Annotated in this window: 31 protein-coding genes; 30 read left to right on the plus strand and 1 reads right to left on the minus strand. The window is 41.5% G+C overall.

Going from position 1 to position 25551, the window contains the following annotated elements; all coding sequences use genetic code 11:
- The first annotated feature begins 47 nt into the window (after positions 1 to 47).
- From O0550_RS00235 to O0550_RS00265, 7 genes are all read left to right on the plus strand, one after another.
- Positions 48 to 572: a dUTP diphosphatase gene (locus O0550_RS00235; RefSeq protein WP_258425381.1), complete on the plus strand. Its 525-nt coding sequence runs from the start codon at positions 48 to 50 to the stop codon at positions 570 to 572.
- Between the two features lie 79 nt (positions 573 to 651).
- A complete protein-coding gene (locus O0550_RS00240; RefSeq protein WP_258425382.1) occupies positions 652 to 1563 on the plus strand; it encodes a phosphoadenosine phosphosulfate reductase domain-containing protein in 912 nt (303 codons plus the stop codon).
- 9 nt (positions 1564 to 1572) lie between these two features.
- Positions 1573 to 1782, plus strand: coding sequence for a hypothetical protein (locus O0550_RS00245; protein ID WP_258425383.1), 210 nt, complete (start codon positions 1573 to 1575; stop codon positions 1780 to 1782).
- A gap of 670 nt (positions 1783 to 2452) precedes the next feature.
- The gene (locus O0550_RS00250) at positions 2453 to 2758 is read left to right on the plus strand and encodes a hypothetical protein (protein ID WP_258425384.1); all 306 of its coding nucleotides are present in this window, start codon (positions 2453 to 2455) and stop codon (positions 2756 to 2758) included.
- Between the two features lie 1083 nt (positions 2759 to 3841).
- A complete protein-coding gene (locus tag O0550_RS00255; protein ID WP_258425385.1) occupies positions 3842 to 4033 on the plus strand; it encodes a hypothetical protein in 192 nt (63 codons plus the stop codon).
- Positions 4034 to 4120: 87 nt separating this feature from the next.
- Complete coding sequence (locus O0550_RS00260) at positions 4121 to 4510, plus strand: ArpU family phage packaging/lysis transcriptional regulator (RefSeq protein WP_258425386.1); 390 nt, start codon at positions 4121 to 4123, stop codon at positions 4508 to 4510.
- A 474-nt stretch (positions 4511 to 4984) separates the two neighbouring features.
- Positions 4985 to 5710 carry a hypothetical protein gene (locus O0550_RS00265; protein WP_258425387.1) on the plus strand — a complete coding sequence of 242 codons (726 nt, stop codon included), beginning with the start codon at positions 4985 to 4987 and terminating at the stop codon, positions 5708 to 5710.
- A gap of 31 nt (positions 5711 to 5741) precedes the next feature.
- Here O0550_RS00265 and O0550_RS00270 read toward each other — a convergent pair whose 3' ends face one another.
- Positions 5742 to 6338, minus strand: coding sequence for a hypothetical protein (locus tag O0550_RS00270; protein WP_258425388.1), 597 nt, complete (start codon positions 6336 to 6338; stop codon positions 5742 to 5744).
- Positions 6339 to 6510: 172 nt separating this feature from the next.
- On the opposite strand from O0550_RS00270, the gene O0550_RS00275 reads away from it, so the two are divergent.
- The 23 genes from O0550_RS00275 (at position 6511) to O0550_RS24615 (ending at position 25511) form a co-directional block, all read left to right on the plus strand.
- Positions 6511 to 7323, plus strand: coding sequence for an HNH endonuclease (locus tag O0550_RS00275; RefSeq protein ID WP_258425389.1), 813 nt, complete (start codon positions 6511 to 6513; stop codon positions 7321 to 7323).
- 205 nt (positions 7324 to 7528) lie between these two features.
- Positions 7529 to 8140: a hypothetical protein gene (locus O0550_RS00280; protein WP_258425390.1), complete on the plus strand. Its 612-nt coding sequence runs from the start codon at positions 7529 to 7531 to the stop codon at positions 8138 to 8140.
- 147 nt (positions 8141 to 8287) lie between these two features.
- A complete protein-coding gene (locus O0550_RS00285; protein WP_258425391.1) occupies positions 8288 to 8941 on the plus strand; it encodes a hypothetical protein in 654 nt (217 codons plus the stop codon).
- A 347-nt stretch (positions 8942 to 9288) separates the two neighbouring features.
- Positions 9289 to 10626 carry a hypothetical protein gene (locus O0550_RS00290; RefSeq protein ID WP_258425392.1) on the plus strand — a complete coding sequence of 446 codons (1338 nt, stop codon included), beginning with the start codon at positions 9289 to 9291 and terminating at the stop codon, positions 10624 to 10626.
- A 235-nt stretch (positions 10627 to 10861) separates the two neighbouring features.
- Positions 10862 to 11674, plus strand: a complete 813-nt coding sequence (locus O0550_RS00295) for a phage terminase small subunit-related protein (protein ID WP_258425393.1) — start codon at positions 10862 to 10864, stop codon at positions 11672 to 11674.
- A complete protein-coding gene (locus O0550_RS00300) occupies positions 11674 to 12942 on the plus strand; it encodes a PBSX family phage terminase large subunit (RefSeq protein WP_258425394.1) in 1269 nt (422 codons plus the stop codon). The genes O0550_RS00295 and O0550_RS00300 overlap by 1 nt, the downstream gene beginning before the upstream one ends.
- A gap of 16 nt (positions 12943 to 12958) precedes the next feature.
- A complete protein-coding gene (locus tag O0550_RS00305; RefSeq protein ID WP_258425395.1) occupies positions 12959 to 14521 on the plus strand; it encodes a phage portal protein in 1563 nt (520 codons plus the stop codon).
- Complete coding sequence (locus tag O0550_RS00310; RefSeq protein WP_258425396.1) at positions 14487 to 15227, plus strand: phage head morphogenesis protein; 741 nt, start codon at positions 14487 to 14489, stop codon at positions 15225 to 15227. Before O0550_RS00305 ends, O0550_RS00310 begins: the two co-directional genes overlap by 35 nt.
- Before the next feature lie 44 nt (positions 15228 to 15271).
- Complete coding sequence (locus tag O0550_RS00315) at positions 15272 to 16564, plus strand: DUF2213 domain-containing protein (protein ID WP_258425397.1); 1293 nt, start codon at positions 15272 to 15274, stop codon at positions 16562 to 16564.
- Between the two features lie 28 nt (positions 16565 to 16592).
- Entirely contained in the window at positions 16593 to 17108 is a 516-nt protein-coding gene (locus O0550_RS00320) for a structural cement protein Gp24 (protein WP_258425398.1), read from the plus strand.
- A 20-nt stretch (positions 17109 to 17128) separates the two neighbouring features.
- Positions 17129 to 18145, plus strand: a complete 1017-nt coding sequence (locus O0550_RS00325; protein WP_258425399.1) for a DUF2184 domain-containing protein — start codon at positions 17129 to 17131, stop codon at positions 18143 to 18145.
- Between the two features lie 13 nt (positions 18146 to 18158).
- Positions 18159 to 18419 carry a hypothetical protein gene (locus O0550_RS00330; RefSeq protein ID WP_258425400.1) on the plus strand — a complete coding sequence of 87 codons (261 nt, stop codon included), beginning with the start codon at positions 18159 to 18161 and terminating at the stop codon, positions 18417 to 18419.
- A gap of 15 nt (positions 18420 to 18434) precedes the next feature.
- Positions 18435 to 18932 carry a DUF4054 domain-containing protein gene (locus tag O0550_RS00335; protein WP_258425401.1) on the plus strand — a complete coding sequence of 166 codons (498 nt, stop codon included), beginning with the start codon at positions 18435 to 18437 and terminating at the stop codon, positions 18930 to 18932.
- Positions 18933 to 18946: 14 nt separating this feature from the next.
- Positions 18947 to 19525, plus strand: coding sequence for a phage virion morphogenesis protein (locus tag O0550_RS00340; protein ID WP_258425402.1), 579 nt, complete (start codon positions 18947 to 18949; stop codon positions 19523 to 19525).
- 7 nt (positions 19526 to 19532) lie between these two features.
- Positions 19533 to 19883: a hypothetical protein gene (locus O0550_RS00345; RefSeq protein WP_258425403.1), complete on the plus strand. Its 351-nt coding sequence runs from the start codon at positions 19533 to 19535 to the stop codon at positions 19881 to 19883.
- Positions 19884 to 20423, plus strand: coding sequence for a pyridoxamine 5'-phosphate oxidase family protein (locus tag O0550_RS00350; RefSeq protein WP_258425404.1), 540 nt, complete (start codon positions 19884 to 19886; stop codon positions 20421 to 20423).
- Between the two features lie 18 nt (positions 20424 to 20441).
- Positions 20442 to 21542 (plus strand): DUF3383 domain-containing protein, encoded by a 1101-nt coding sequence (locus O0550_RS00355; protein WP_258425405.1) that lies wholly within the window; start codon positions 20442 to 20444, stop codon positions 21540 to 21542.
- Between the two features lie 17 nt (positions 21543 to 21559).
- Positions 21560 to 21997, plus strand: coding sequence for a tail tube family protein (locus O0550_RS00360; RefSeq protein WP_258425406.1), 438 nt, complete (start codon positions 21560 to 21562; stop codon positions 21995 to 21997).
- Positions 21998 to 22060: 63 nt separating this feature from the next.
- On the plus strand, positions 22061 to 22537 hold the full coding sequence (locus O0550_RS00365) for a phage tail assembly chaperone (protein WP_258425407.1): 477 nt from the start codon (positions 22061 to 22063) through the stop codon (positions 22535 to 22537).
- A 5-nt stretch (positions 22538 to 22542) separates the two neighbouring features.
- Entirely contained in the window at positions 22543 to 22722 is a 180-nt protein-coding gene (locus O0550_RS00370) for a hypothetical protein (protein ID WP_258425408.1), read from the plus strand.
- Complete coding sequence (locus O0550_RS00375) at positions 22719 to 24581, plus strand: hypothetical protein (protein ID WP_258425409.1); 1863 nt, start codon at positions 22719 to 22721, stop codon at positions 24579 to 24581. The genes O0550_RS00370 and O0550_RS00375 overlap by 4 nt, the downstream gene beginning before the upstream one ends.
- Before the next feature lie 11 nt (positions 24582 to 24592).
- Positions 24593 to 25165, plus strand: a complete 573-nt coding sequence (locus O0550_RS00380; protein ID WP_258425410.1) for a phage baseplate protein — start codon at positions 24593 to 24595, stop codon at positions 25163 to 25165.
- Positions 25166 to 25169: 4 nt separating this feature from the next.
- Positions 25170 to 25511 (plus strand): phage baseplate plug family protein, encoded by a 342-nt coding sequence (locus tag O0550_RS24615; RefSeq protein ID WP_258425411.1) that lies wholly within the window; start codon positions 25170 to 25172, stop codon positions 25509 to 25511.
- The last annotated feature ends 40 nt before the right edge of the window (positions 25512 to 25551 follow it).

Genomic DNA, 25551 nt, shown 5'->3' on the forward strand with positions numbered 1-25551 from the left:
GCAACTAGATTGGCAGAAACAAGTCATTCGTGAGGAGATGGACACTGATGTTAAATGATACTGATTTTAAACCATTTAAGGAGAACAATATTGATCTGGAACCACTTTTCGAAAGGCAGCGCCTACTAAATGATTACATCATCAAGAAAAAAGGATTGGAAGATCAAGACCTATGGGATAACACAATCCTTGCTTTAAGAGTTGAGCTATCTGAGTTTGCTAATGAAGTAAAGTGCTTTAAGCACTGGTCTGATAAACCTATGAATCGAGATAGGGCGCTTGAAGAGGCAGCCGATACCCTTCATTTCTTCCTATCCGTGGGGATATATCTAGGGATACCGGAGAAACGGGATTGTAACGTTCAGAGAGTTCAAGGAAGAACTAATGTCACTGTTCAGTTTAACAGCATCTTTGACAAGATATCAACAAACATGGATAGCTGGGATTTCTTCGATGCCATTTCAGACTTTATAGCACTAATCTACATGCTCGGATTCACCGGGAATGATATTACGGAGGCTTACAATAAGAAACGGCAAATCAACATTCAACGTCAGGAGAGCGGATATTGATGAGCTACGGCTTTACGTGGGTTGAAGTTGATGAGGGACAAACGTTACGAGAGTGGGCGGAGAAAGCGAGTGGGGATTGATGGCTAAAACAATTAATGTCCTATCTGTCTCCGGAGGAAAAGACAGCACAGCTATGTGGTTATATGCGAGGGAACAAGGCGTAGAAGTATTACCAGTCTTTGCTGACACAGGACATGAGCATGAAAAGACCTATGAGTATCTGGATTATCTTGAAAATAAACTGGGACCGATTAAGCGTGTTCGGGTAGATTTTACAGAGCGAATTGCAAGAAAACGTATAACGGTAGTTACCAAATGGCGTGATGAAGGAATATCCGAAGAAATAATTCAACAGGTTTTAAAAACATTAAATCCAACAGGAATTCCTTTTCTCGATCTATGCCTTTGGAAAGGACGGTTTCTCTCTACAAAAGCAAGATTTTGCACTCAATTTCTAAAGATTGAACCAATTGAGCAGCAAGTTTATCTTCCAATCTTAGCAGAGGGAAACGATATATGTAGCTGGCAAGGTGTACGTGCTCAAGAAAGTCCAGAACGAGCAAAACTATCAGAACGAGAATCTACCAGTGAAGGGTTTGAAGTCTACAGGCCGTTACTGCATTGGACGGTTGAAGACGTATTCTCGATTCATAAGAAACATAACATCGACCCAAATCCCCTTTACAAATTGGGAATGAGTCGGGTTGGATGCATGCCATGCATTAATTGCAATAAAGGGGAGCTGTTCGAGATCGCTCGTCGTTTTCCAAAGGAAATTGCACGTGTGGCGGAATGGGAACGGATCGTCGCCAAAGCTTCTAAACATGGGATTTCTACTTTTTTCTCCACAGCAAATGGGAATGGAAACAATATTGATGAAGTTATTGAGTGGTCAAAAACAGCCTATGGAGGCAAACAATACGATTTGATAAAAGCGATAGAGTTCGATAACGTTCCGGATTGCTCTAGTGCCTACGGGCTTTGCGAATAAGGTGACATCATGAGAAAGTTCCATGAATTTAATTGTCTCGATTGTGGTGAACAAGGTCGGGAGGTCAGACGAATTGATCTTCTGCGTCAATGCCCTTGGTCGATAGTAGCTCATATGGAATGCAAATGTGGTAACAAATGGACTACTTATATTCGAGATGATTCACGTTGTACGCCTTTTGATTTCTATGAAGATGATGAAGAGTGGTTGACCGGATAAGATTCACCAGCCCTTCCAAACACCAAATGCACGACATGATACTGCTTCACAGGTAGATCAGGAAACAAAAACCAAACGTTTTCGCTGTTTCGGATAGCTTCAACTTCAAAAGGGATACTGTGTAGTCGAAACTTTCGAATTAGCCTAGCAGATCGGCTACACGGCACGATATGATAAAACGATTTTTGCATGATATATCACTTCTTGTTGCCATTGTAGTGCGAGGAGCTGGGACAAAAAAAGAAAATGCGAAAAATATACAATCAAAGCAATCACAGTCTATGAAAAATCACAAAGTAAAAGAGGCGGAGTCAGGTAAAACCCTTACGTTGTCTACGCTCGAGAGAGCTTTCTGAGTCTTTTTTTAACCCGACTTTTTAACTGATGTAACAGATGTCTATACAACGTAAAAACTAATGGCATATTTTGGAAACATATCGTGATGAAAGGTGGGTTTTTCTTGAAAATAAGGGGATCAAAAGAATTTAGTAAAATCAATGGACGCTTAGTACAGTATTCACTTTATCCCGGATTTCAACCCGTGGCGCAGAGGCGGCTCGGTCCTTGGGACACTGGACCCATTAGATTCAAGTCCGGCGTTGCGGTGGGCGGACACGCGAGTCTGACCCTCCACCAGAATGGAGCGTACAACTTTAGCGGACACTTTCATGTGTCGGGGGCCATCAGCTATACCTATTCGTTTGCTTGGGCCGTTAAGAGCTCTGTTGGTGATATCTACGTGTTTGCTCATAAAGGACGCCTTCATGGGACCTTTGAGTCCGGATCACGGGACGATGACTGGGGAGAGTCACAGATACTTCCTGCGCTCCGCCAAGGCTGGAGTGATCTGGAACGGGGATGGTCGTATCACTGGTCAGCGCGTGTCAATCCTGATTTCCAAGTATTTCTTGACCAAGTGATTAAGACTGTGGCAGCCGGAGAGGCTGTTGCAAAGGTCGTCACAATTTTTGTCTGACGGATATGGCAGAGGAGATTGTTTTGACCTCCATTACGTGCGGGCGGCGGTCCACCTTCCTGAAGGCTGTTATTGCGTCTATTTTTTTGAATACTCGTCTAGTGTAATATGCAGTTTCAAGATCAACAATATCCAGCTGAATATTTAGTCGAAAATATAGATGAATATGCAACTCAAGAAGATCCATCTCAATCGTGTCATGCGTGTTGCTGGCCTGGTGGGTGTGGTATTTGTTGCTCTACTGAATAATATAAATCATTTCCTAAGTATCATCCCTTAGGGCTTAGAAGATAATTGAAAGGATTTGTTTTTGAAGTGTATTTTCTATTCCCATTTTTGTTCCAATACTACACTAAACCCCGATTTTGATCTCTTGAAACTTAAGTCAAATTTCGTTCAGATAGTGATGGGGCAGGGTGACCTTGGCATGACCTATCACTATCTAACTACTTTATCAGAAGTTAATTATTGATTTTTCCAACAAATATGATATTTGTCGCGTAAACGTAAAACATTCCCTATCCTTTTCACACGATTTGTTAAGAGAGGGGGAGCGGCGAAAGTACCACGGATATTACATTATCTAGAGGCAAAGTGGTCAATGGCAAACTGGAGCATCTCTATCTTACTGAACACAGTATCTATTTAGAAACACAATTCGGTAGTAGAACCACCTTTTTCAACAAACCGCCCTCTAAGGATGAGATAGTCAATGAAATTGACGGAAACGTCGTTAACTTGTTCCGTGCCATTTGCCACCGGTCAGAGGAACTAGCATATAGGATAAAATGAACAGCCTACGTCAGAGAAGAATAATATTTTGCGTCATCAGAAGATATAGGATGACCAATTCATAGACGAAGTGAAGAAGGCCTGGTGATTTATGGTTCTCTGCTGGATGGCTAGGGGGACAAAGACAAGTGATCGAACCGAGTGGAAACATTCAATCGATCTTAACGGGCCAAATGTGACTAAGCAATGGGTCAGGGCTTTCGGAAAAGATACTTACAGTGTCGGAACGGTTAAGACTGGTATTTAACCTATCTTCTGGAGACAAGAAGTAAGAGGATGTACCAACATGAGATGACGGATGAGCAACACGATAAACTACTTTCTGTCTTGGGAAGCATATTGTACCTGACTGCTATCTGGATACAAAGACCGTACAAGCCGAGGATGAAAAGAAACGGTAAAAATGATACCCCTCACCTAATTGTAGAAGATGCTAAGAAGGTAAGGGATGCGCTAAATGAATTTATCAGTGCTTATGAGTAAATAAAAAAAGCCCCCTCATCAGGGAGCCGTGGATTTAGTCTAGGCAACTAAAGTATACCATGAGCAGATGGTGAGGGGGAATGATTGATGAACACAATGCACGAGCAACTAGCTATGTTTCCACCTGTAGATGAGAAAGCAGTTAGAAGAGTGGTTGCTAAAGAGCTAAAAAAATACAAAGCTTTACGGGTTGCTGTACAGAATAAACAAGAGCAAGCCGAAAATGGGATTGTACAACTGTTTCCGCGTCTTAATCCAACTGAGATGGCAAACAACCTGAAGGCGCAACAAATAGAACGAGCTTTGCAGTATTCGTTGGACGAAATAGAACGGAAAATCATTGAGGAAAAATACCTCAGCCCAACAAGAGTAAATGACATAAATGTTTACCTAGATTTAGGGTTAACAAAGGATCAATACTATATCAAAAAGGGAGAAGCAATCTCTCAAATTGCAACGGCACTCGGTATCATTTGAGTGCCGTTTTTTTATTTTCCCGACAAAAACCCGACAAAAAGTAGGACAAAAACATGGATAAAAATAGGGATAAAATGCTGGACGTTTTTAAAAGGCGAAATCGGTACTCTTGTATTAAGAACACGAACACGTGTCCTTGGGAGAAGCGCCTATCCCTTATCAACGACGTACTCGAAGCAATTTATAGATGATGATGAATGCTTGCCAAACGAGAGGGGGCATTCGGAGTCTGAACGCGCTGGTCTGCGACGGTTGTAAGCGGGGAATTGATAGATTTGTTTAACCAAAGCGGTTGGACAAGCTTGGCCCCTCTCGGAGTTTGTGGACCGCGCTATATAAATGGGTTACTCGAAAAATCGGGTAGCTTTTTTATGCCTAGCACACAGGGAACTTATTTAGGTGAGTTCATAACTAACTCACTCCCTGTATGGTGGGCTTTTTTACTGCCAATTACATGAAGAGGATGTGTAGTTTATGGGAATTGAAAGTACTTTGCAACGTCATCTATTAAATAATACAGGATTTTTTGAAGGGCACGATGGTTATTCAAATATTGCTGGTAGAGCAGATGGAATGGGATTATCTTTCGGGATCCTTCAATTTAATTTTGGTAAGAGAACTCTTCAACCCATCTTGGAAAAATACATTAAATTTGAGAATAAAGAATTTTATAGTATCTTTGGGAAAGAAAAAGGAGACATTCTTAGCGATGTAATTTTTAAGTATTCTGCTCCAAATCAAGTACGTTGGGCTGAGAGTATTTCTCCACGTGGAGCAATTTTAGAAGAGTGGAAAAAGCCATTTCAAGAAATGGGACAGAGTAGAAAAAACCAAGGGTATCAACAAGATGCTGCACAACCCTATTTTAACCGTGCTGAGTTGTTTTGTGAGAAATTTGGTATTAAAACTACTCAAGGATTAGCTTTTATTTTTGATCACATTGTACAAACATGGGATTTTCCAGATGTAAGAGAGATTCAATACAAAATTCGTGAGAGTGAGGATAAATACCGAAAGGCCGAAGGGCGTGAACTACCAGACGAGGACAGGTTGAGTATTATACTAGATTACATTCCTGAACGAGCTCATCAACACTTGCGCCGTGCCACAATTAAAGAGGGTGTAGGAAATTATCTAGGCAAGTACTACGATATTACTGATTTTGGCTATGGGATTTTATCGTATTATTCATATTTTTAAAGAACGGGGGCTAAAAAGCCCCCATTCCGTATTAGTTTTGTAAAAGGTTACTCATGTCAGGACTTTGTTTTAAAGGAGAGATTGTCTTAGTTTTTTTAAATGAGGGTAAATCTATAACATAGACAGTGTACTCGTAGCTATTGTCATCAAGAATATCAGAAATAAATAGTAAGCCTAGTGTTTTTTTGTTAGGTGAGAATTGATGTTTTACATATATCTCAGATTCCTTGTGTAGAGGAAGCGTAGTAATTTCGTTTTTATCTTTTTTGATTAAAAGGGTCTTACAAAGTTTAGTACCACAAGAGTAATTTAATAGTAGAAATGCCTGATTACTATCTTCTGACAAAATAACTCCAGAGGTAGCACTTAATTCTAATTTTTTTTGTTCATCATTATCTAGCTCTGAGTAAATTTTATTAAATTCTGGTATAGATTTGATTGGTATTTTTATGGTCCTTGTTTTGCTGTTGTCGTCTTTAAACGTAACATTATCTAAATCTTGTATGGATAAATATTCTGGAGGTGCACCTGTTCCAACGGTAGGTTCTTCTATAGATGGAGAAGCTGCATAGAATTGAAGAACACCTAAAAGAATAAGTGTAAATAACCCGACTGATCTTACTTTCATATAGTACTCAACCTCCATATATACCAATTTTTACAAGTATAACATGATGAAAGGTAAATATCTTTATTTATCACTGGAATATAGAAAAAATTCAGTAGGTGAGCAATATCCCTTATTTCTAAGCAATATTTTTTGTATGATTAAAATATATATTGCTTCTGGAGGGATACATATGTTTTCACCAGGATTGAACCATGGAGAAACGATTAGTAATCAAGAGTTAGCCAATATTTTTAAATGTGGCACCCAAGGAGGAATGAGAAAATCAAATACTACGAATACTTTAGTACTTATATCTGATCATACAAAATCATTATATGAGGATAGATGGGAAGACAACATATTACATTATGTTGGGATGGGGAGGATAGGAGACCAGAGTTTGATGTTTATGCAAAATAAAACATTAAACGAAAGTATCACCTCTAATATTAGTATCTATTTGTTTGAGGTATTTAATAAAAATGAATACCGATTCGTTGGTCCTGTACGTCTTGAAGGAGCATCATATCAAGAAAAACAATTAGATGAAGAAAACAACGAAAGAAATGTATGGGTTTTTCCGTTGAAAGTATTAGGAAACATTACTCCTTTATCATTTGAGACTTTAAATGTTAACAAAAAGAGGCAAGAAAAAAGAATAAGAAGATTAAGTGATGATGAACTTTATAAAAGGGCTAAGATATCAGGAAGAAAATCAGGTAAAAGAAATGTCACATCAATTACTTATGAAAGAGATCCTTATGTTACCGAATATGCGAAAAGGAGAGCAAAAGGTATTTGCCAACTTTGTGAAAAAGAAGCACCTTTCAAAGATAAAAATGATGAGCCTTATCTGGAAACTCATCATATACAATGGCTTTCTAGATATGGGGCAGATTCAATAGAGAACACAGTTGCACTTTGCCCGAATTGTCATAGGAAAATGCACATTCTTGATCTTGAAGAAGATGTAAGGTTTTTAAAACAAAAAATTTCAAATTAATTATTCTAGACAATATAACTTAATTAGAACATTGTGTCTTCAGAAATCAAAGGAGTATTACATTTATATAGTATTTATATTCTTAATGATAAAGATATAAGTTAGGATTTGATTATTTTATATAAATATAAGCCTATTCCTTGTGGAATGGGTTTTTTATTTGTAAAATTTAGGTGCATAATCTTGTTAAGATTAGAGGGATTCTATGATTTTGGCATACATTACATTAGTAGTTTTATTAATTATTATTTGCTTTCAAAAATTAAGTGAAAGAAGGTATCTTAGAGGGGAATTACACGAAGTTCATAGGAATTTAAAAGTAAACCTAGGGAAGAGTGGATTTTATGGATGCATTCATGGAGATAACTATGACAATGCTTTACATTACTTAAAGGAATTGAATTTGAAAGAAGAAGAATTAAAAAAACTGAGTTTGATAGTAAAGAAAGAAAGCTCTAAAAACAATCATACCAATCAATTTACCACTGTCACTTTTAGTGTTGTAGCTTCCGTAATAGTAATGTTGTTTTCAGTAATTTTTGGATCCACAATCAGCCCAGTATTTAACAATTATTCAAATCTTATTATTACAAAGGTGGAAGAAAGTAAAGTAAGGGAACATCAAATAGAAATACAATCTGTAAAATATATCTTAGATCAATTGGTAAATTTAACTTTAGAAAATATGGTATTACTAATAGGCTTGTTAGTGTTAATTATTTATATATTTCATCTTGCTGATGGTAGAAATACAAAAAAATCTTTATTATTACAAGCTATTGTGGAGGAGGTTTTACACGATACAGTGAAAAAGTGAAATCTTGTTATATGAAATTCCACTATTTGTAGAGAGATAAAATATATACTAATAAGGATAGGGATCTAAAAAATAAGGAATTTATTATATGTGATTTCCAAACTTTGTGAGATAATTATATTGTTATTATCTTACAGGGGGATATAAATGGAATTTATTAATGACTTTTTAAATAATAACTGGACGATAAGTATATTAACTGGTTTAGTAGTTTTTTTTGTTACAGATTTCTACAAAAGAATTAGAGAAAAGAAAAATTATTTAATAAAGGTTAATACAGTTAATAGAGAGTTATTTAACTCTATAAAAATGTGTATCCCTGAGGGAAATTTGCCATCTCCTCAAATGCTCTTATCTATGCATAGGTCCACTGCACGAATTCATAATGTTAAAATTAATGATGTTGACTCTCTTCCTATGATATTTGATGATCTTATTAAAGAAATAATGGATTCGAATTTCTTGTCGTATGATAATAAAATTAATTATTGTGAAAAAATCCTTAGTTTAGAAATTGAGGTAAATAAGTACATTGCTGAAAAGACATATGAAGAAAGCAATACAACGAGATTAGAAAATAGAAACTATAAAAACAAAGCATCCGTATTAACTAGTGTAATTGTTTCTGTCATAGCATCATTTTCTATATTAATATACAGTTTTTTCACTGATGAAAAAACTGTCCTAAAACCTGTTCTTATTGAGAGTGCGATAACTATTACACAAATAATATCATTCGGTTTGTTAATAATGACTATTCTATTCATCATGCTAAACGTAATTACTAAAGGGGAAAATTAGGACAAGAAACACATAAATAAAAATTTTAATTCAAGCAAGCACCTCTCTAGGTGCTTTTTTCTTTTACATTAAGGAGGAAATACATTGGATATCCGTTTGTTACCAATTCATAAAATTAACCCAGCTCCATATAATCCGCATACAGGGCATCTAGTAGGAGACCACCAGCGCTATAAAATTTTGGTGAACGAGTAGGGGCGAAGCGAATTAGAGGTTTCTGTTGTTGATCGTCATCCGCTTTGATTGAATAGGATATATTTTCCAAATGAAAAGAATGTTTATTTCTTTGAGTGAATTAACATAATAAGGGATGAAGTACTAATTTCTATGAAAGGTAGGAAACATCAATGCCGAATGTTCAAAACGGAGACGCGATGACGGCTATCATGTCATTTGTTACCAAAGTTCTGACTGAACCTGCGCCCAACGGAATGCCTAATGTAAATGAGAGAGACGTTACATTTGTTTCTTTTCCTTCTGCCGGCATACCAGCAACAAACAATATTTTTGATACAACCGACCAGGCAATTTTCAATTTTTCACGCCTTGTAAACGTTGCCCTACCCTCGAGTGGCAGGTATCGCACTTCGGGTAACATTACCTGGAGTGTCTATGATCGAGTAATGAGCAGCCATGCCTTACCATTTTCGGACCTCTCACCTGAAGAGCAAACCAGGCTCCAACAGGCACGAGATTTTCTTTATCAGCCAGATGGCTCTTACACTCCGGCACATAAGGCGTATTATAAATATAAGACTGATTATCAGGCAGCTCATGATGCTTACGCTCAGGCGGCGTTAAAAGCGGGATCAGCACCAACGCCAGAAGAGAGAGAAGAGTGGCGACTTAAACTAGATGGACTCGTCCAAGCTGTCAATGATGCTTTCGAAGAGTGGGGTGCAGGTGGACATCGCGGTCAAGTCCAGGAGGCCAGAGCCACAATTGCTAGTTTAACCGGTCGCGGCCCCCAGCAATATTTTAATCATTTGGGAACGGTTTTTAACGAAACTAAAAAGCATGATCGCAGTACAAATACTGATTATTGGCCAACAAGATACATTCCAGAAGACATCCTTGATCCAACAGTGTCATGGCCCAAATACACTCTCAAACATGGTGAAATCAATTTCTACGCCTCCCAATCATCAACGAGCTTTGGTGGCGGAGCGGGGCTCGACTTTGGTTTGTTTAGTTTTGGGGCTGAGACTACGTGGTCAGAGAACCACGAGAGGAGTCAATGTGAAACAAGTAACTTAGAGATTGAGTTTGAAATGATCCAACTTCCGCTAATCCGTCCTTGGTGGGATCCCCTTATTTTTAAAAATCGGGGCTGGAAATGGGCTCCTGGGGTATCACCCGATCTAATTTCGGACGGCGGTAGACCGCCACAGGGTCTTATGCCAATTTACGCCACAGACTTGATTCTAGCACGCAACCTAAAAATTACAATGGACATGACTAGTGCAATCAGTACTGCTGTTCGGGAGAAGTTATCCGTCTCCGGGTCTGTTGGATTCGGTCCTTTCAGTCTCCGTGGGAACTATGCAACCGACGATGCAAATCAAACATTTAATTTTACGGAAACAGGTAACGGAATTGAGGTCTCAGGCGCACAGATTATCGGTTTCCTTGGAGAAGTTCTACCCAAATCACCTGATCCTGATCCTGATCTAAATTGGGAGTAGAGTCTTGAGAATTCGGGTTTCCCAATATCATTCGCTAGCTTTAACTTTGCGGTTTAACAGAGTATTATTTAAATCAATGAGGGACATTATTACATTAACCGGATTGATAGGTCAATAAATGAAGATTCAAAAAAACCGCTTCTATGTGATAAGGCGGTTTTTCTATTGGCCAAAACCAACTTCAATGGATGAAATATAAAAACAAACACAAGTAAATGGGGGTGGGTGATATGTAATGGCACGAGCACGTAGTCCCAATCGTAAACTAGCAGAAAAAATATACTTGGAAAGCAACGGAACCATACTGTTAAAGCAGATTGCCGAGCAGCTTGGTGTAAGTGATTCTCAGATACGTAAGTGGAAGAATCAAGACAAATGGGATGAAAAACTCAATGGTAACGTTACCAATGGCAATAGTAACGTTACCAAAAGAAAGGGAGCGCCCAAAGGCAATAAGAATGGTGCGGGGCATGGTCCACCAAAGGGGAATAAGAACGCTAAGGGTAATACTGGTGGTGGCGCTCCATCTCGAAACACTAACGCAGTAAAGACGGGAGAGTATCAAACTCTTTGGATGGACGCTCTTACACCAGAACAACAAGAAATAGTAGAGAGAGTCAATCTGGACCCTTTAGAGCAGATAAATCAATCAATCACGTTGTATGCTTGGCGAGAACGAGAAATCATGATGAAGATTGCCAAGTTAGAAAAAGGGCTAACAGAAAAGCAACGTCGTGTCCTTCAAGAGAGAGTCAACATAAAGGAACCTGTGCAAGTACACGATGAAAAGTCTGGAAAACCCAAAACGGTTATACTTACTCGAAATGAATTGGCTACCACTAAGATCGAAGAAACGGAATATCGAGTAATTGAGGATATTCTTAACTTACAGGAAGCTCTAACACGAGTAACTGACAAGAAGCTCCGAGCTGTTGAAATGAAACACAAGTTGATCATTGACGAGGATGGCGATGACGATGGCGACGGGCTTGAATCACTTTCCAAAGCGATTGAGGAAAGCAGGAGGTTATTGGCAGGTGATGATTAATGTTTGAGTTCAAACCTTTCAGCCGCAAGCAACTTGATGTCATCTGTAACGCGGATGCGTTTATCAATATTCTTGAAGGGTCAGTCCGATCTGGGAAAACCATAGCCTCTATCGTTGCTTGGATTGACTTCATTAAGAACTCTCCGCACCGCAAATTTCTTATGACAGGGAGCACCAGTGATACCCTTTACCGTAACGTAATTGAGGATATCGAGCGCATCTTAGGCAAGAAAAGAGCTCGGTATGTAAAAAGTGCAAAGGGTGGCGCACGGCTTACCTTGAAATTCGAAAACCCTGCCTATCCAGACGAATCTAAACAAAAATACATCTATAAGATTTGTTACTGTGTTGGTTCCCATGACGAGAGGGCAGAAGGTCGTATTCGTGGTATGACTGTCGCAGGGTGGTATGCGGATGAAGTCACACTCTATCCTGAATCGGTAGTCAAACAAGCAATTAACCGGATGTCACTAACTGGAGCACGAGCCATTTGGACGACGAACCCAGATTCACCGTACCACTACGTAAAAAAAGATTTCATCGAAAAGGCTGCGGACAAGGGCTTTAAAACTTGGCATTTTGTGTTGGACGATAACTTCGCTTTGGACGAGACCTATAAGAAGAACATCAGAAATACGTACGTAGGGCTCTGGTATAAGCGAATGATTCTCGGCTTGTGGGTTCAGGCGGAAGGTGCCATATACGACATGTGGGATGAGAAGCTAAACACCTTTTCTGATGATGACCTTATTCCAGGATTCAAAAGCCTAGCACAGCGGTACATCACAATTGATGTGGGAACAAAAAACGCAACAGTATTCCTTGATTGCTGGGACGATGGGGATACGGTTTGGATTGTTGACGAGTATTACTACAATGGTCGTGATAGTGGTCGACAAAAGGAAAATTCCGAATATGCCAATGATCTTGAAAAGTTTATTGGCGATGAATACCCACGGGCCATTATCCTTGACCCATCCGCAGCCAGTTTCAAGACAACGTTGCGTAATCGCGGCTTACGGATCAAAGATGCGGATAACGAGGTATTGGAAGGCATTCGAGTGACATCTACCATGATTGCAAAACGAAAAATACGTGTACATCGGACGAGATGTAGAAACTTTTTGGAAGAAATCAATGGCTATGTATGGGATGAAAAGGTATCGTTACGAGGTATCGAGCAGCCATTAAAGCGTGCCGATCACTGTATGGACGCTATCAGGTATTTCGTTAAAACAATCATCAAGCCTAGACGCTTACTAGGATAGGAAAGGAGGAACGCATATGAGCAGACGTAAGAGAAAAGCTACAAGGGATGCAAGACAACCCCCTGCAATACAGAAACAGAAGAAACCCGAACCTAAGATGCCACGAGGGCTGACAACGGATGCTTTTTCCAATGTGCTTGCCCGTCTAGGTAGCGGAACGCCTAATCTCATGGAAGGTACTGACTACACGCTGACCAGGCTTACTCAGAATTACCAGCTCATGAACACCCTTTACAGAGAACACTGGATCATACGGAAGATCATCGATACAATCCCAGAAGACATGACGCGAAACTGGATCACGATTACGACCCAACTTCCTCCCGACGAGATCAGAAGGATTGATAAGCTGTGGCGTGTTCGCCGAGTCAGACAAAAGATACTAACAGGGTTGAAATGGGGGAGGCTGTACGGTGGGGCTGTTGGCTTGATCATGATTGAGGGACACGATGACATCCTGCATCAACCGCTGGATTTTGATACGATCATGCCTGGTTCGTTCAAGGGCCTCATGATCCTAGATCGCTGGTCTGGGGTATATCCGAGTCCAGAATTGGTGGAAGATATTGATGACACAGAGTTTGGTCTACCGGAATCCTATCAAGTGACTATTGACGGTGGACAAACTATGAATGTGCATCACAGTCGCATTGTCCGCTTTATTGGACGAGAGTTACCATATTGGGAGAAGCTTGCCGAGGTGTACTGGGGCGCATCTGAGGTTGAGGTTGTCTTTGACGAGTTGAAAAAACGGGATAACACCAGCTGGAACATAGCGCAATTGATCTTCCTAGCAAATCTTCGTGTCATTAAGATGGGAGATATGGGCGAATTGCTTGCAATTGGGGACGAAAGCATGAAATCCGATGTTTATAACACTCTTCAGGCCCAAAACTGGCTGATGAGTAATATGGGGTTGCACTTGATCAACAAAGATGATTCGTTTGAGACCCATCAATATACTTTCTCTGGTCTGAATGACATCTATGAGAGCTTCATGCTAGATGTCGCAGGTGCGTGCCAGATACCTGTTACAAAGCTGTTTGGTCGTGCTCCCGCTGGAATGAATGCTACCGGGGAAAGCGACATGCAAAACTACTATGAAGTTGTTCAGCAACAACAAGAATCTATCTTAGGACCGATTCTCGATAAGATATTGCCGGTCATGTGCATGTCGGAATTTGGTGCCATACCTGATGATATTGACTACACATTTGATCCAATCAGAACACCAAACGATAAAGATGTCGCTGACCTTGTAGACAAAAAGACTACATCTATTATCAATGTCTTTCAAGCGGGAATTATAGATCAGAGAACCGCACTGAAGGAACTAAAGCAGATGAGTGAGACAACGGGCATGTTCACCAACATCACTGATAAGGATATTGAAAATGCTGACGATAGCACTCATCAAGGTGAGTTGGGATTTGGCGGTGATTTAGACTATGGCAAAGGTAAGTGCGCTTTGGACACCCAAACGCCGTATAGAACAGGCTTACCGCAAGGCGATACAAGTGGCTTTGAAAAGTTTAGGAGAGTCCTTGACCGATTTAGAAGACGCCTCAGAAATAGCTAATAGAATTAAGGATTTCACGTATAATCCTCTGTTTTTGGAATATGCCGAAGTCGAAGCTATGAAAATGGTTACGCACTTATATAGCGACGCAGGGCGAACGTGGCGGCAAGCTGCAAAGACTAATAGCAAAGGGCGGCTCATATATCAGGCTCTGCAAAAGGAAATGCGGGGGCCTATCGGAGCAGCTGTACGACAACAAGCAGAACGTAATGCTGAAATAATCAAGTCACTACCTATCGACATAGCAAAACAGGTAAATGAACACGTTTTACGAGAGGCTATGAAAGGTACTAGGTCAAGCGAAATAGCTCTGCAAATCAAGGAGTTCTTTCCAGAGGAATCAAAGGCAAAGGCGAACCTTATAGCTCGTACAGAAGTAAGCAAAACCTCAACAGCGTTGACTCAAGCACGCTGTGAGTTTGTAGGAGTTGACTGGTACATCTGGCGTACTAGTGAGGATTCCCGTGTTCGTGGGTCTCATAGACTTATGGATGGCGTGATTGTTAAGTGGAATGATCCGCCTAGCCCTGAAAAGCTGGACGGTGAGACATGGACATTTGGACATTATCATGCTGGCGAGATTTTTAATTGCCGTTGTTATGCCGAACCTGTGATTGACTTGAATCTAATTAGTTGGCCGATAAAGGTGTACTACGGTGGACGTATTCAGCGTATGACACGCAAACAATTTGAAAAGATTGCTTAAGCGAAGCCCAAACAGTAGGCTTCTTTTTTATTGCCTGAGAGGGGGTGAGAACAATTAGAAGAGCGTATTACGGTTCGCGCTTTAGCCCGAACATGACGGCCACACCAGAGGGATTCCTTATCTGTCACAACGTTCCGATAGCAAGGACAGGTTGGTATGAATATCTGGGGGAGGAAATTGGAGCGGATGACCAAAAGGGAAAGATTGTGAAGGTGTACCGAAGTCCTGATGACGTCTTTAGTCCGGGGGCTATCGCTAGTTTCGAAGGCAAAGTCCTGACAGATGAGCATCCTAATAAATCTGTTACGCCAGATAACGCGACCCAGTACACAAAAGGAGTCGTACAGAACGTCCGACGAGGCGCTGGCGAAAACAGTGATTTTTTGCTTGCCGACTTGGTCGTCTATGATCAATCACTCATAAACGAGATTCAGGACGGTAAACGAGAGGTTTCATGTGGCTACGATTGCACGTATGAGGAAATGGAAGACGGAACCTATCAACAAAGGCAAATTTGCGGAAACCATGTCGCTGTTGTGAAGAGCGGAAGAGCTGGTGATCGCGTTGCGATACAAGATTCAAAATCCCAAACGCTTGAGAATATCAAGCCGAAACCGAAAGGAGATACAAGTATGGCAAAAAAAATTACGTTACCCAACAAAACAAAGTCACGTGTCACTGACTTACTGGCTGCAATCGGCTTGAAACAATTTGCTACCGATGCTGAGCCGGAAGAGATCAAGGAAGCGGTGGACGCACTTGTCGAGGAAAGGGAATCAGAGGACAACGATCCTGATGAAACAAAAAAAGAGACAGCTACTGACAATCAAGATCCTGCCTTTCAAGCCCTAACTGAACAAGTAGCCAAACTTGCAGATATGGTTATGCAGCTCACACAAGCAAAAGATGAAGAGCCTAAGCCAGAGAGCCTAATTGACAATGCTATTGCTGAACTTGAAGATTCCGATGAACATGAGGTGGCAGATGATGAAGAGGAAAGCCACACCATCCCTGTTGAGCACATGGATGAGGATGGTCCTGTTTCTGATCCAGAAGACCGACCACAAAGCGCTTTAACGGGAGACAATGCTTATAAGATTGAGGCTTTAAAAGCAATCAAACCTATTATTGCGGCTATTCCCGATCCTGCTGAGAGAAAGCGGGCTACCGATGCTGCAATAGCTAGTATCAAGAGAAAACCAGCCAAAAATGCTTACGCAACCATTAATAAAGGCCGGAGAAAGATAGCTGTTGACAGCAAGCCTAAGCCTGACTACTCACAGCTTGGGCTTGAGATCGCTAAGAAATACAATCCCCACTATAAGGATCGCTCGTAATAGAGCCGAATGAAAGGATGGATGATCAATGCCAGGTGGCGTAATTGGAAAATCTCTTAATCTAGGGTATGCCGGAAGTGTCTCACGAAGTGCGGATGCTATTATCACAAATCGTCTAGTTAGATTGACTGATAAGGAAGATATTAAGTTTGGAGAGGCTGTTGTGTTGAATAATGACAATACCTATTCCAAATTTGGTGCAGATAGCACAGCAGAAGAATTTGCAGGCGTGGCGGTGCGCGAAGTCAAGCAAAGTACGGACTACTTTGAAGATCAAGGTTTTTACAGACCGGGACAGCCATGCGATGTTCTCGAACGTGGTTCTGTAACAGTTATCTGCAATGTAGGAAAGCCGTCTGCCGGCGGAGATGTGTTTGTTCGTATCAAAGCAAACCCGGCAGTCCCAAATGGTATGATCGGAGGATTCGAAGCCGCTGAGGACGGAGCGAACACAGTAAAGATCACAGGAGTTAAATGGAAAACAGGTAAGATTGACCCGAACAAGGTCGCTGAAATCACAATTCTTTCACGGATCAATCCGTAAGTAAGGGGGACAAATATACCATGACAGCACCTAAAGCACCTTTGGCAAGAAAAGTGCACACTATCGATGGACTTGGGCCATCTATGATGATGAACGATGCAGCAATCGGCTCTGGTATGGCGTTTCTAATCGGGGAACTTGAGAAGCGTGACCCACGACTTTTAGAGCCGTTAAGCAGTGTAACTTGGATGCGTGATATCGTATCTAAGACTGGCGGTGGATGGGTTGATTTTACGTCAAACCAATTTATTGACTACGCTACTACAGGTGGAAATGAAGACGGTATTATCGGAGGCGAAACCAACGATATTCCAGTCATGCAGGCAAACACAACCAAAGACATTTACAAGGTGTTCAACTTTGCAAATATCTTGAAGGTTCCGTTTATCGATCAGCAAAAACTACAAAATATTGGTCGAAGCCTAGATGACATTTTGGATAAGGGGATTCGTTTGAACTATAACAAGTCTATCGACAACATTGTATACACAGGTGTGCCAAGTGCAGGCGTATATGGTCTTGTCAACAGCCCTGACATTACGGCGTCTGCTGTCGCCGCTGGTGAATCTGGGCAAACCAAATGGAATAAAAAAACACCGGATGAAATCCTTGCAGACATTAACGCAATCATTACAGATACTTGGGCGGCGTCTGAGTACGATTTAACAGGTATGGCAAACCATATCCTTATCCCACCACAGCAATATGCGTACCTTGTCGGTACGAAAGTAAGCGAGGCTGGAAACATCTCTATCCTGCAATTTTTACTTGATAACAACATTGGCAAAAACCAAGGGATTGATCTTACCATTGCCCCGTCACGTTGGTGCTCTGAAGCGGGTACAGGTGGCACAGACAGGATGGTAGCCTATGTAAATGATGAGGATCGAGTAAACTTTGATCTAACAGTACCGCTCAGTCGTGTTATGACTCAAACGGAAGTAACCCAGATGGCCTACTTGACTGCCTATACTGCTCAAATCGGTCAGGTCAAATTCTTATACACCCAATGCGCTCGTTACGGCGATGGCATTTAAGGAGGCATTTGATATGCGTATTTTCTCGAAAAAGTCGTTTCAATTTGATCACCCAGCAGGGCAAGAACCTGCTGTGGTGGTTCAGCCGCAAAGCTTTACAGATGTTCCGAATTGGGTGCCCAAATCCTTGATGTTCAAACTTGCCAGTAAAAACGAAGATGTAACAGTGGTGGAAAATAAGAAGGATGAAAAAACAGCAGAAACAGGAGGTAAAGCAAAGAAGGATGCGGCTAAAAAAGCTGAGGCGATTGAAGAGGATGGTCAACAAAAATAAAGAAGGTGAGCGCATATGTCAATGTCAGGTGGCAGAATGAGTGCACCAGGAATTATAGGGGTTGCTTCTAACATCAGGACTGGGAGCAATCCCATTTTTACTTTCGAGGACTTCATCGCAGTTTATCCGCAGTTTGGAGCAAATGCGGACGGAAACTATGTAATACCACAAACGATCATACAAATGTATATTGATCTTGCAAATGAGTGCATCAAACAAGCAAGATGGCATTCCTACTGGACCGTTGCCATGGGATGGTTTGTTGCTCACTTCTGCACTCTGTATCTACAAGGTACAGCAGATCCAAGCAGCGGTGCAGCGGGTGTCTTAAAAGCAGGACAAACACGGGGGTTAGCTACCTCTAAGTCGGCTGGTGATGTGTCCGTAAGTACGGACTACTCTGTGATTGCTCAGGACCTAGACGGATGGGCTGCTTGGAAGCTTACGATTTATGGCCAACAGCTTGCAACCATTGGACGTTTAGTTGGAAAAGGCGGCATGTATATCTATTAGAGAGGTGATGTCGTTTGTTTAGTGCTTTAGCCAAAGTTATGACGGTAATAGACAAAACGGACGAGCTCAAAAAGATAGTAGGAGCACTAGCTCAAAAACAGGTATATGTCGGCATACCAGAAGGGGGTGAACGATCAGAGGAACCAGGACAACCCATCACAAATGCGCAACTGCTGTATGTTCATACCCACGGTGTTCGACAAAAGGCTATGTGCGATGAAATGAACCCTAAAGTGGAAAGTGGAGAGATGTCATACAACAAAGCTTATCAAATGTGGATACAAACTCATGGGTCACCCCTTTGGAGTTCGCCTCCACGTCCAGTCATTGAACCAGCCATTGAGCATAACAAGGAAGCCTTAGCAAACCAATTACGGAAGGTATCAGAGATTGCTTTAGAGGGTGGAGACACTGAACCAGAGTTGCACAAAGTTGGCTTAATGGGACAAAACTTTGTCCGAGGATGGTTTACTAATCCCGAAAACGGTTGGGCTCCTAACTCTCCCATTACAGAAGCGAGAAAAGGAAGCGACAAGCCGCTCATCAATACTGGGGAGCTCCGCAAGGCAATCACCTATGTAGTGAAAGGATGAATCCTACATGATCAATGTTAGCGAAGTGATTACTGATCCCGATTTTGCTCAGTCATTTGTCGTTCATCGCAAGTCAAATACCTGGGCTGGTGGACGGTCAGTACCATCGGAAATACCAATAAACATGACTGGTATTGTAACCGTTGCGGATGCTAAAACGCTGGAACAGCTACCGGAGGGTGACCGTGTAACAGGATTGATGTGTTTCTACTCTATCCAAGAACTGTTTACAACCCGTGAGCAAGGTACATCTGACCAGATAGAATGGCGCAAAGAGTTGTACAGAGTAAAGCAAGTATTTCCTTATGGCGATTATGGCTATTACAAAGCAGTCGGTCAAAGGATGGCAGGTGATTAAATGGCAATAGATACAGTTCTCTCACTAGCTGAGATAGAGGACATTTTTTGGAACTGCACAATTAAGAACCTCGGACTTAATCCTGAGAAGAAAGAAAGTCAAAAACGAATTCGTATTGGGTACTCGACAGACGGAACTCCAGCTTGGAAGCGTGACGAGAATGTCGGATTTATTCTAGTTTCGTTTGCTAGTGATCCATATACGGAACAAATAGAGACAAGCTACGCTAGGACTAGTGAGACAACAGCGGATCACGTATCGAGCTATACCCGTGTTATCCAAGTGTCATGGACATTCTACGGACCAAGTAGTTTCGACGACGCGGATAAGGTACGCACAGGTCTGTACAGAAGTCCATTACTGTTTTCTCCATTGCATTTAGTCACGAATGTGCCTGCTCCCTTACGGTTGCCCGAATTATTCAGTGGGCAATGGTGGGAACGCTCTACATTAACAGCTAGGTTTAATGAAAAAGTGGTGCGCAGTTCTACAGTCAAATACATTCAATCTGCAGATGTGCAGGTTATACCAAATAGGTAAGAAAGGTAGGTGTTTTTCTTGGCTCAGTCTCTTGATGATATCGTAAAAGTGAATGTCATAGTATCACCCATGGCGCAGAGTGCAGGAACGTTTAATATCGGTTTGATTGTGGGAAAATCAAAGTCCATCTCTGCTTCAGACCGTATAAAAATTTATTCAAGTTTGCCTGATATGAGTGATGACGGCTGGAAAGATTCAGACCCAGAATATGCAGCAGCCAAACTTTACTATAGTCAATCTCCTAGTCCATCCAAATTAGTAGTTGGACGCTGGGACGATACAGAAACAGTAGCCGAAGCAATTAAAGCATGCCGTGCAGCAAACAATGATTGGTATGCCTGCTACGTAGTAGATGCTACTTCCAAAGAAATCGAGGCGGTAGCATCAGAAGTGGAAGCCATGAAACCAGAGTCTGTGTACTTCTACACAACCGCTGATGAAGCAGTAAAAGCAGGGACAACCGGAAACATCATGGAAACGTTGAAAAACAAAGCTTATAAACGTACATGGGGGCAATACAGTACAACGCCACATGCAGCGGCCGCCGCGATGGGGTATGCAATGGGTGCTAACACCGGTGGAGCAAATTCAGCTTACACCTTAGCTTATAAAACTGAAGTCGGAGTCTCACCAGAACCTCTTTCCACTACAGAAGTACAGAAAATACTTGCTTTGAATGGAAATGTGTATACAGCCTATGGAGCTAAGTATAAATTGCTTGTACAAGGAAAAATGGCAAGCGGTGTGCATTTTGACGAGGTCTTAAATTTGGATATGCTTCAAGCGGAAATTCAAATCGGAGCAACCAATGCGCTAGTAGGTACTGGAAAAATACCACAAACAGAAGATGGTATGGCGCTGCTGATTAGTGCCATTTCTGAGCAGTGTGACAAATCTGTAACACGAGGAGCGATTGCCCCGGGAGTGTGGAAAGCAGGTCCTGTCCTCACTTTGAATCAAGGGGATACGCTGTCGAAAGGATACATGGTACTGGCTGAAAGGATTGCAGATCAAACACAGGACGAACGAGATGCACGAAAAGCTCCGCCGATCTATGTACCAGTTAAGATGGCAGGAGCAATTGAGCATGTTGTCATCAATGTAACGGTTAATCGCTAGGAAAGGAGAAAGAGTAGATGGCATATACGACGTATAGCTTTGATGACGTAGCGATGGTTATTTCGCACGCATCTGTCGGTCAATATGTGGCGACTGGTACGGGATTAGGAAGCATCTCAACAGCGATGGCAACAGAACGGACGACCCACGACGTTGCTGCTGACGGCACGATTATGATTTCGAAAATTAAAGGGAGAAACGGCAGTCATACGATTTCTGTACAACAAACCTCCGATTTAAACAAATGGCTCTTGAAGCTATACAACTATCTAGAACAAGCTCCCGCTTCAGAGTGGGCAGGTATAAAAATAACAATCCGTACATCCACAATGCAGGACTTGATTAGGTCCGTTGGGGTATCTTTTCAGAAACTTCCAGACAAGCCTTATCAAGCACAAGGTCAACAAGTTTCATGGGTACTAATGGCGGCAGATATTGACCAAACCGTAGCATAAACATTCACCAATAACCAGGAAAGGAGCCTAGAAGGGCTCTTTTTTATATGAGGAGGAGCGTACATGCAACCACCAGTGAAGTATAAAGACGTAGAAATCAACGGTCGGAAGTTCCGTGTTCGGAAGTTTCCTGCAAAAGTTGGATCGTTCATGATTATCAAGCTTACGGCCATCTTAGCTCCAATGTTTGCGGGTATTAAGGCCAATCTGAAAGCAAAATCAGTAGATGACAACATCAACATGGAAGACATGGATGACATCGATATTAAAGGAGTTTTGGAGCAACTGAATAACCTTTCGGAAAAAGATTTTGACTATATACAAGAGAAAGCTTTGAGCGTTTGCTATGAGTTGCTACCGGTAGGGCTTGCACCTGTATTGCAGGCAAATGGAGCATTCGGGGTAGAAGACCTTGAAGATGACACGGTAACAGTTATGGCACTTACAGTACATGCACTGACCTTTAACCTGACAAGTTTTTTTCAAGGGAGTGGCCTCGGGGGTCTAGTGAAGGGATTGGTTTCGTCCAAGCAAGACTAATCAATGTGGATGAGTTTCTTTTTGTCCCTGTTCTTGGTGGACTTTGGACACATCGAGATGTTGTAGAGGACGTGTTCGACATCGATGATTTGCTAGACGCTCATGAAATCATGGAAGTTAAGGCAGAAAACACACGAAGGGCACAAGAGGCTGCCAGATTACAGGAAGGGGGGATGCTAGGTTGATCGATGTTATCAAAGAGTATTTAGTTTCATTAGGAATGTCAGTTGACAAAGGTTCTTTCGATGAAGCAACGGAAATAATTCAAGTCGCTGAAAAGGGTATTAAAAGTTTTGTTGGATCAACTGTCAAAGGCTTTGGGCTGGCGGGAACTGCTGTAGTTGGCACTTTAGCTGCCGCAAACGCCGGCATCGCCAACTTTCTGGGCAGTCTGGCAAAAGCAGATTTAGAAAATGAGAAGTTTGCCCGCAAAATGTGGATTTCTAAAGATGCAGCCGAGGAGCTTAATAGCACTCTAAAGGTTATGGGTGTTACGATTGAAGACCTTTACCTTAGTCCAGAACTGTTGAATGACTACAAACAATTGCGTTCAACGATCAACGAAATGAAGCCCCCTCCCGAATTTCAAAATCAGATGAAAACGATTCGTTCCGTTCAGTTTGAGTTTCAGAGATTGAGGCTGGAGTCAACTTATGCACTACAATGGATTGGATTTTATCTGTTCAAATACCTAGAAGACCCCATCCTGAATATCAGAAAAGGAATGCAATCGTTTAATAATTCGATTACGAAAAGCATGCCGAAATGGACGAAGAATATCGCACAGTTTTTAAGCTGGATTGCAAGGTTAGGTATCGCTTTCTACAAAGGCGGCCGAGATGTTTTCAAGATGTTCTCTAAGTTGGGGGAGCATATACCTCGCAATCTAAAAATAATAGGTGCTGCATTGTTAGCACTGTCTGTTATTTTGCGGACGGGTCCATTTGGCGTCATATTTAGTATTTTGACAGCTATTCTGTTGCTTCTCGACGATTTTTACACCTATCTTGAAGGCGGAGAAAGTGCCTTCAGTCCATTTTGGAAAAAGCTTCAAGACATCTATAAATTGCTTAAAGATAACGGCGTAATCAAACAATTTTGGAATGATTTTGACTCTGGCATGCGTAAAGCGGAGGCAGGCGTAAAGAAAACATGGGATTGGCTTGTTCGGCTGTACAACAAGTTTGAAGAAAATGGGTCGTTAAGAAACTTCAAACAAGGTATAGAAGAAAACTTTTCAACTGCTAAGAAAACTATAAAAGATTTCAGCTCATGGATTGCAGGGGTTTTCGAGGATTTGAATAAGGAAGGAAAGCTATCTGGTCTTGAAGAGTCTTTCTTAAAACTGGCCAAAGAAATTTCAGAAAGTTACTTAGCTGTCTCGAAATTCGTTGACAAAATATACGGGTTAAAAGAAACCAAAGAAATGTTTCAATGGCTTGGCGATTTTTTAGAGAACACTTTGAAGTACATTCTCGACAAAATAAATGACTCGATAAAAACAGTAACTTATTCTCTGAAATCAGCCAGAGCGTTTTTTACGGGGGATGACAAGCTACAAGAGGAAGCGGATAAAGAACTCCTTGGCGAAGATCAGCCTGAGGATAGGCCTATTAGGTTAAGGAGATTGAAACCAGCAGATGCGCTTCGAGATTTAAAGAGTCAAATGCCATCCGCTCAAGATGCTAAGTTGGAGTCGAGTGTAAATAACTTACCTAAAAACCTTGAACCATCATTTAAAAAGGCTTTGAATGACTCCGAAATGGTAAAGGGAATGCGAGCATTTAGCCAAGATTTGAAATCGGGATTTAATCTCCTAGTAGCAACAATGAATCCTGACATAATGCAATATTACCAAGGGATGTCTACAGGGGCGTATGCAAATGGTTACTTATATACAGCGAACTCAACATCAAACCAGACGATAATCAGAAACGAGAACAGACCAATTTTCAATATCAATAGCACAGAACCAAAACTAGCTGCTCAAGAAGTCAACAATCAATGGAATAATAATTTTCGCAACGTTCGTAACCCATTCTAGGAGGTGAAACTGTGCCTATAAGTCCGGTACAGGACCTTACTTCTCAGCCGATTGCCTCGCTTGTATACTTAAAAACCAACATTGGAGGCTGGTTCTTCGATGCTATTTTACGTTCTACTCATACTAGTCGATTGAACATCACCCAACATCCAGTACAGACAGGAGCCGCTTTAACTGATCATGCTTATCTCCAGCCAAAGGAACTGACAATGGAAGTAGGTATGTCTGACGTAGCGGAAGGCCTAATACCTGGGCAATTTACGGGAAGTTGGAGCCGATCTGTTCATGCGTTCAAGGTGTTACAGGAGCTACAGGCTCTTCGCGTACCTTTGCAAGTCCATACAAGGTTAGGGCTGTATCAAAACATGTTGATCGAAGAACTTACAGCTCCTGACGATTTTACTACACTATCAGGACTTCGTTGCACGGTAACTATGCGTGAAATCATCGTAGGGCAAGTACGCACGGTAAAGATTAGTAGTAAGCCAGCTGTAACTGATCGAGCTAAGCAGGGTAAAAAGGAACCTATCGACAAGAATAAAAGCGTCATTGTCCAAGGTATGGACAAGCTGTTTGGGCGGTGATTATTTGTCAACCGTAATATTACCAATCGTACCTGGGCGGAATCAGGATTTTTCCTGTACCCTTCCTATTGGGTCAGAAAACATTACACTGGATTTCGCATTAACTTACAACTCTCCTGGGGGATACTGGTTCATGTCGATCACTGATCATGAAACTGGGAAACTTCTTGTTGACGCTCTTCCACTATTACCTAGTGAATATCCGGTCGCAAATCTATTAGGGCCTTACGATTATCTAGGAATTGGGAGTGCAGTGATCGTTTCTGTAAGCAAGGAACATTCAATGCCGACATTTGACTCATTAGGTAGAGATCACTTAGTAGTGTGGAGTGATAATCTCACGTAGAAAGGCGCTCCTTCTCATTAGCTGGAGCGCCTAAATGGAA

Source organism: Brevibacillus halotolerans (genome assembly GCF_026891775.1).
GTDB classification, from domain to species: Bacteria; Bacillota; Bacilli; order Brevibacillales; family Brevibacillaceae; genus Brevibacillus_B; species Brevibacillus_B halotolerans.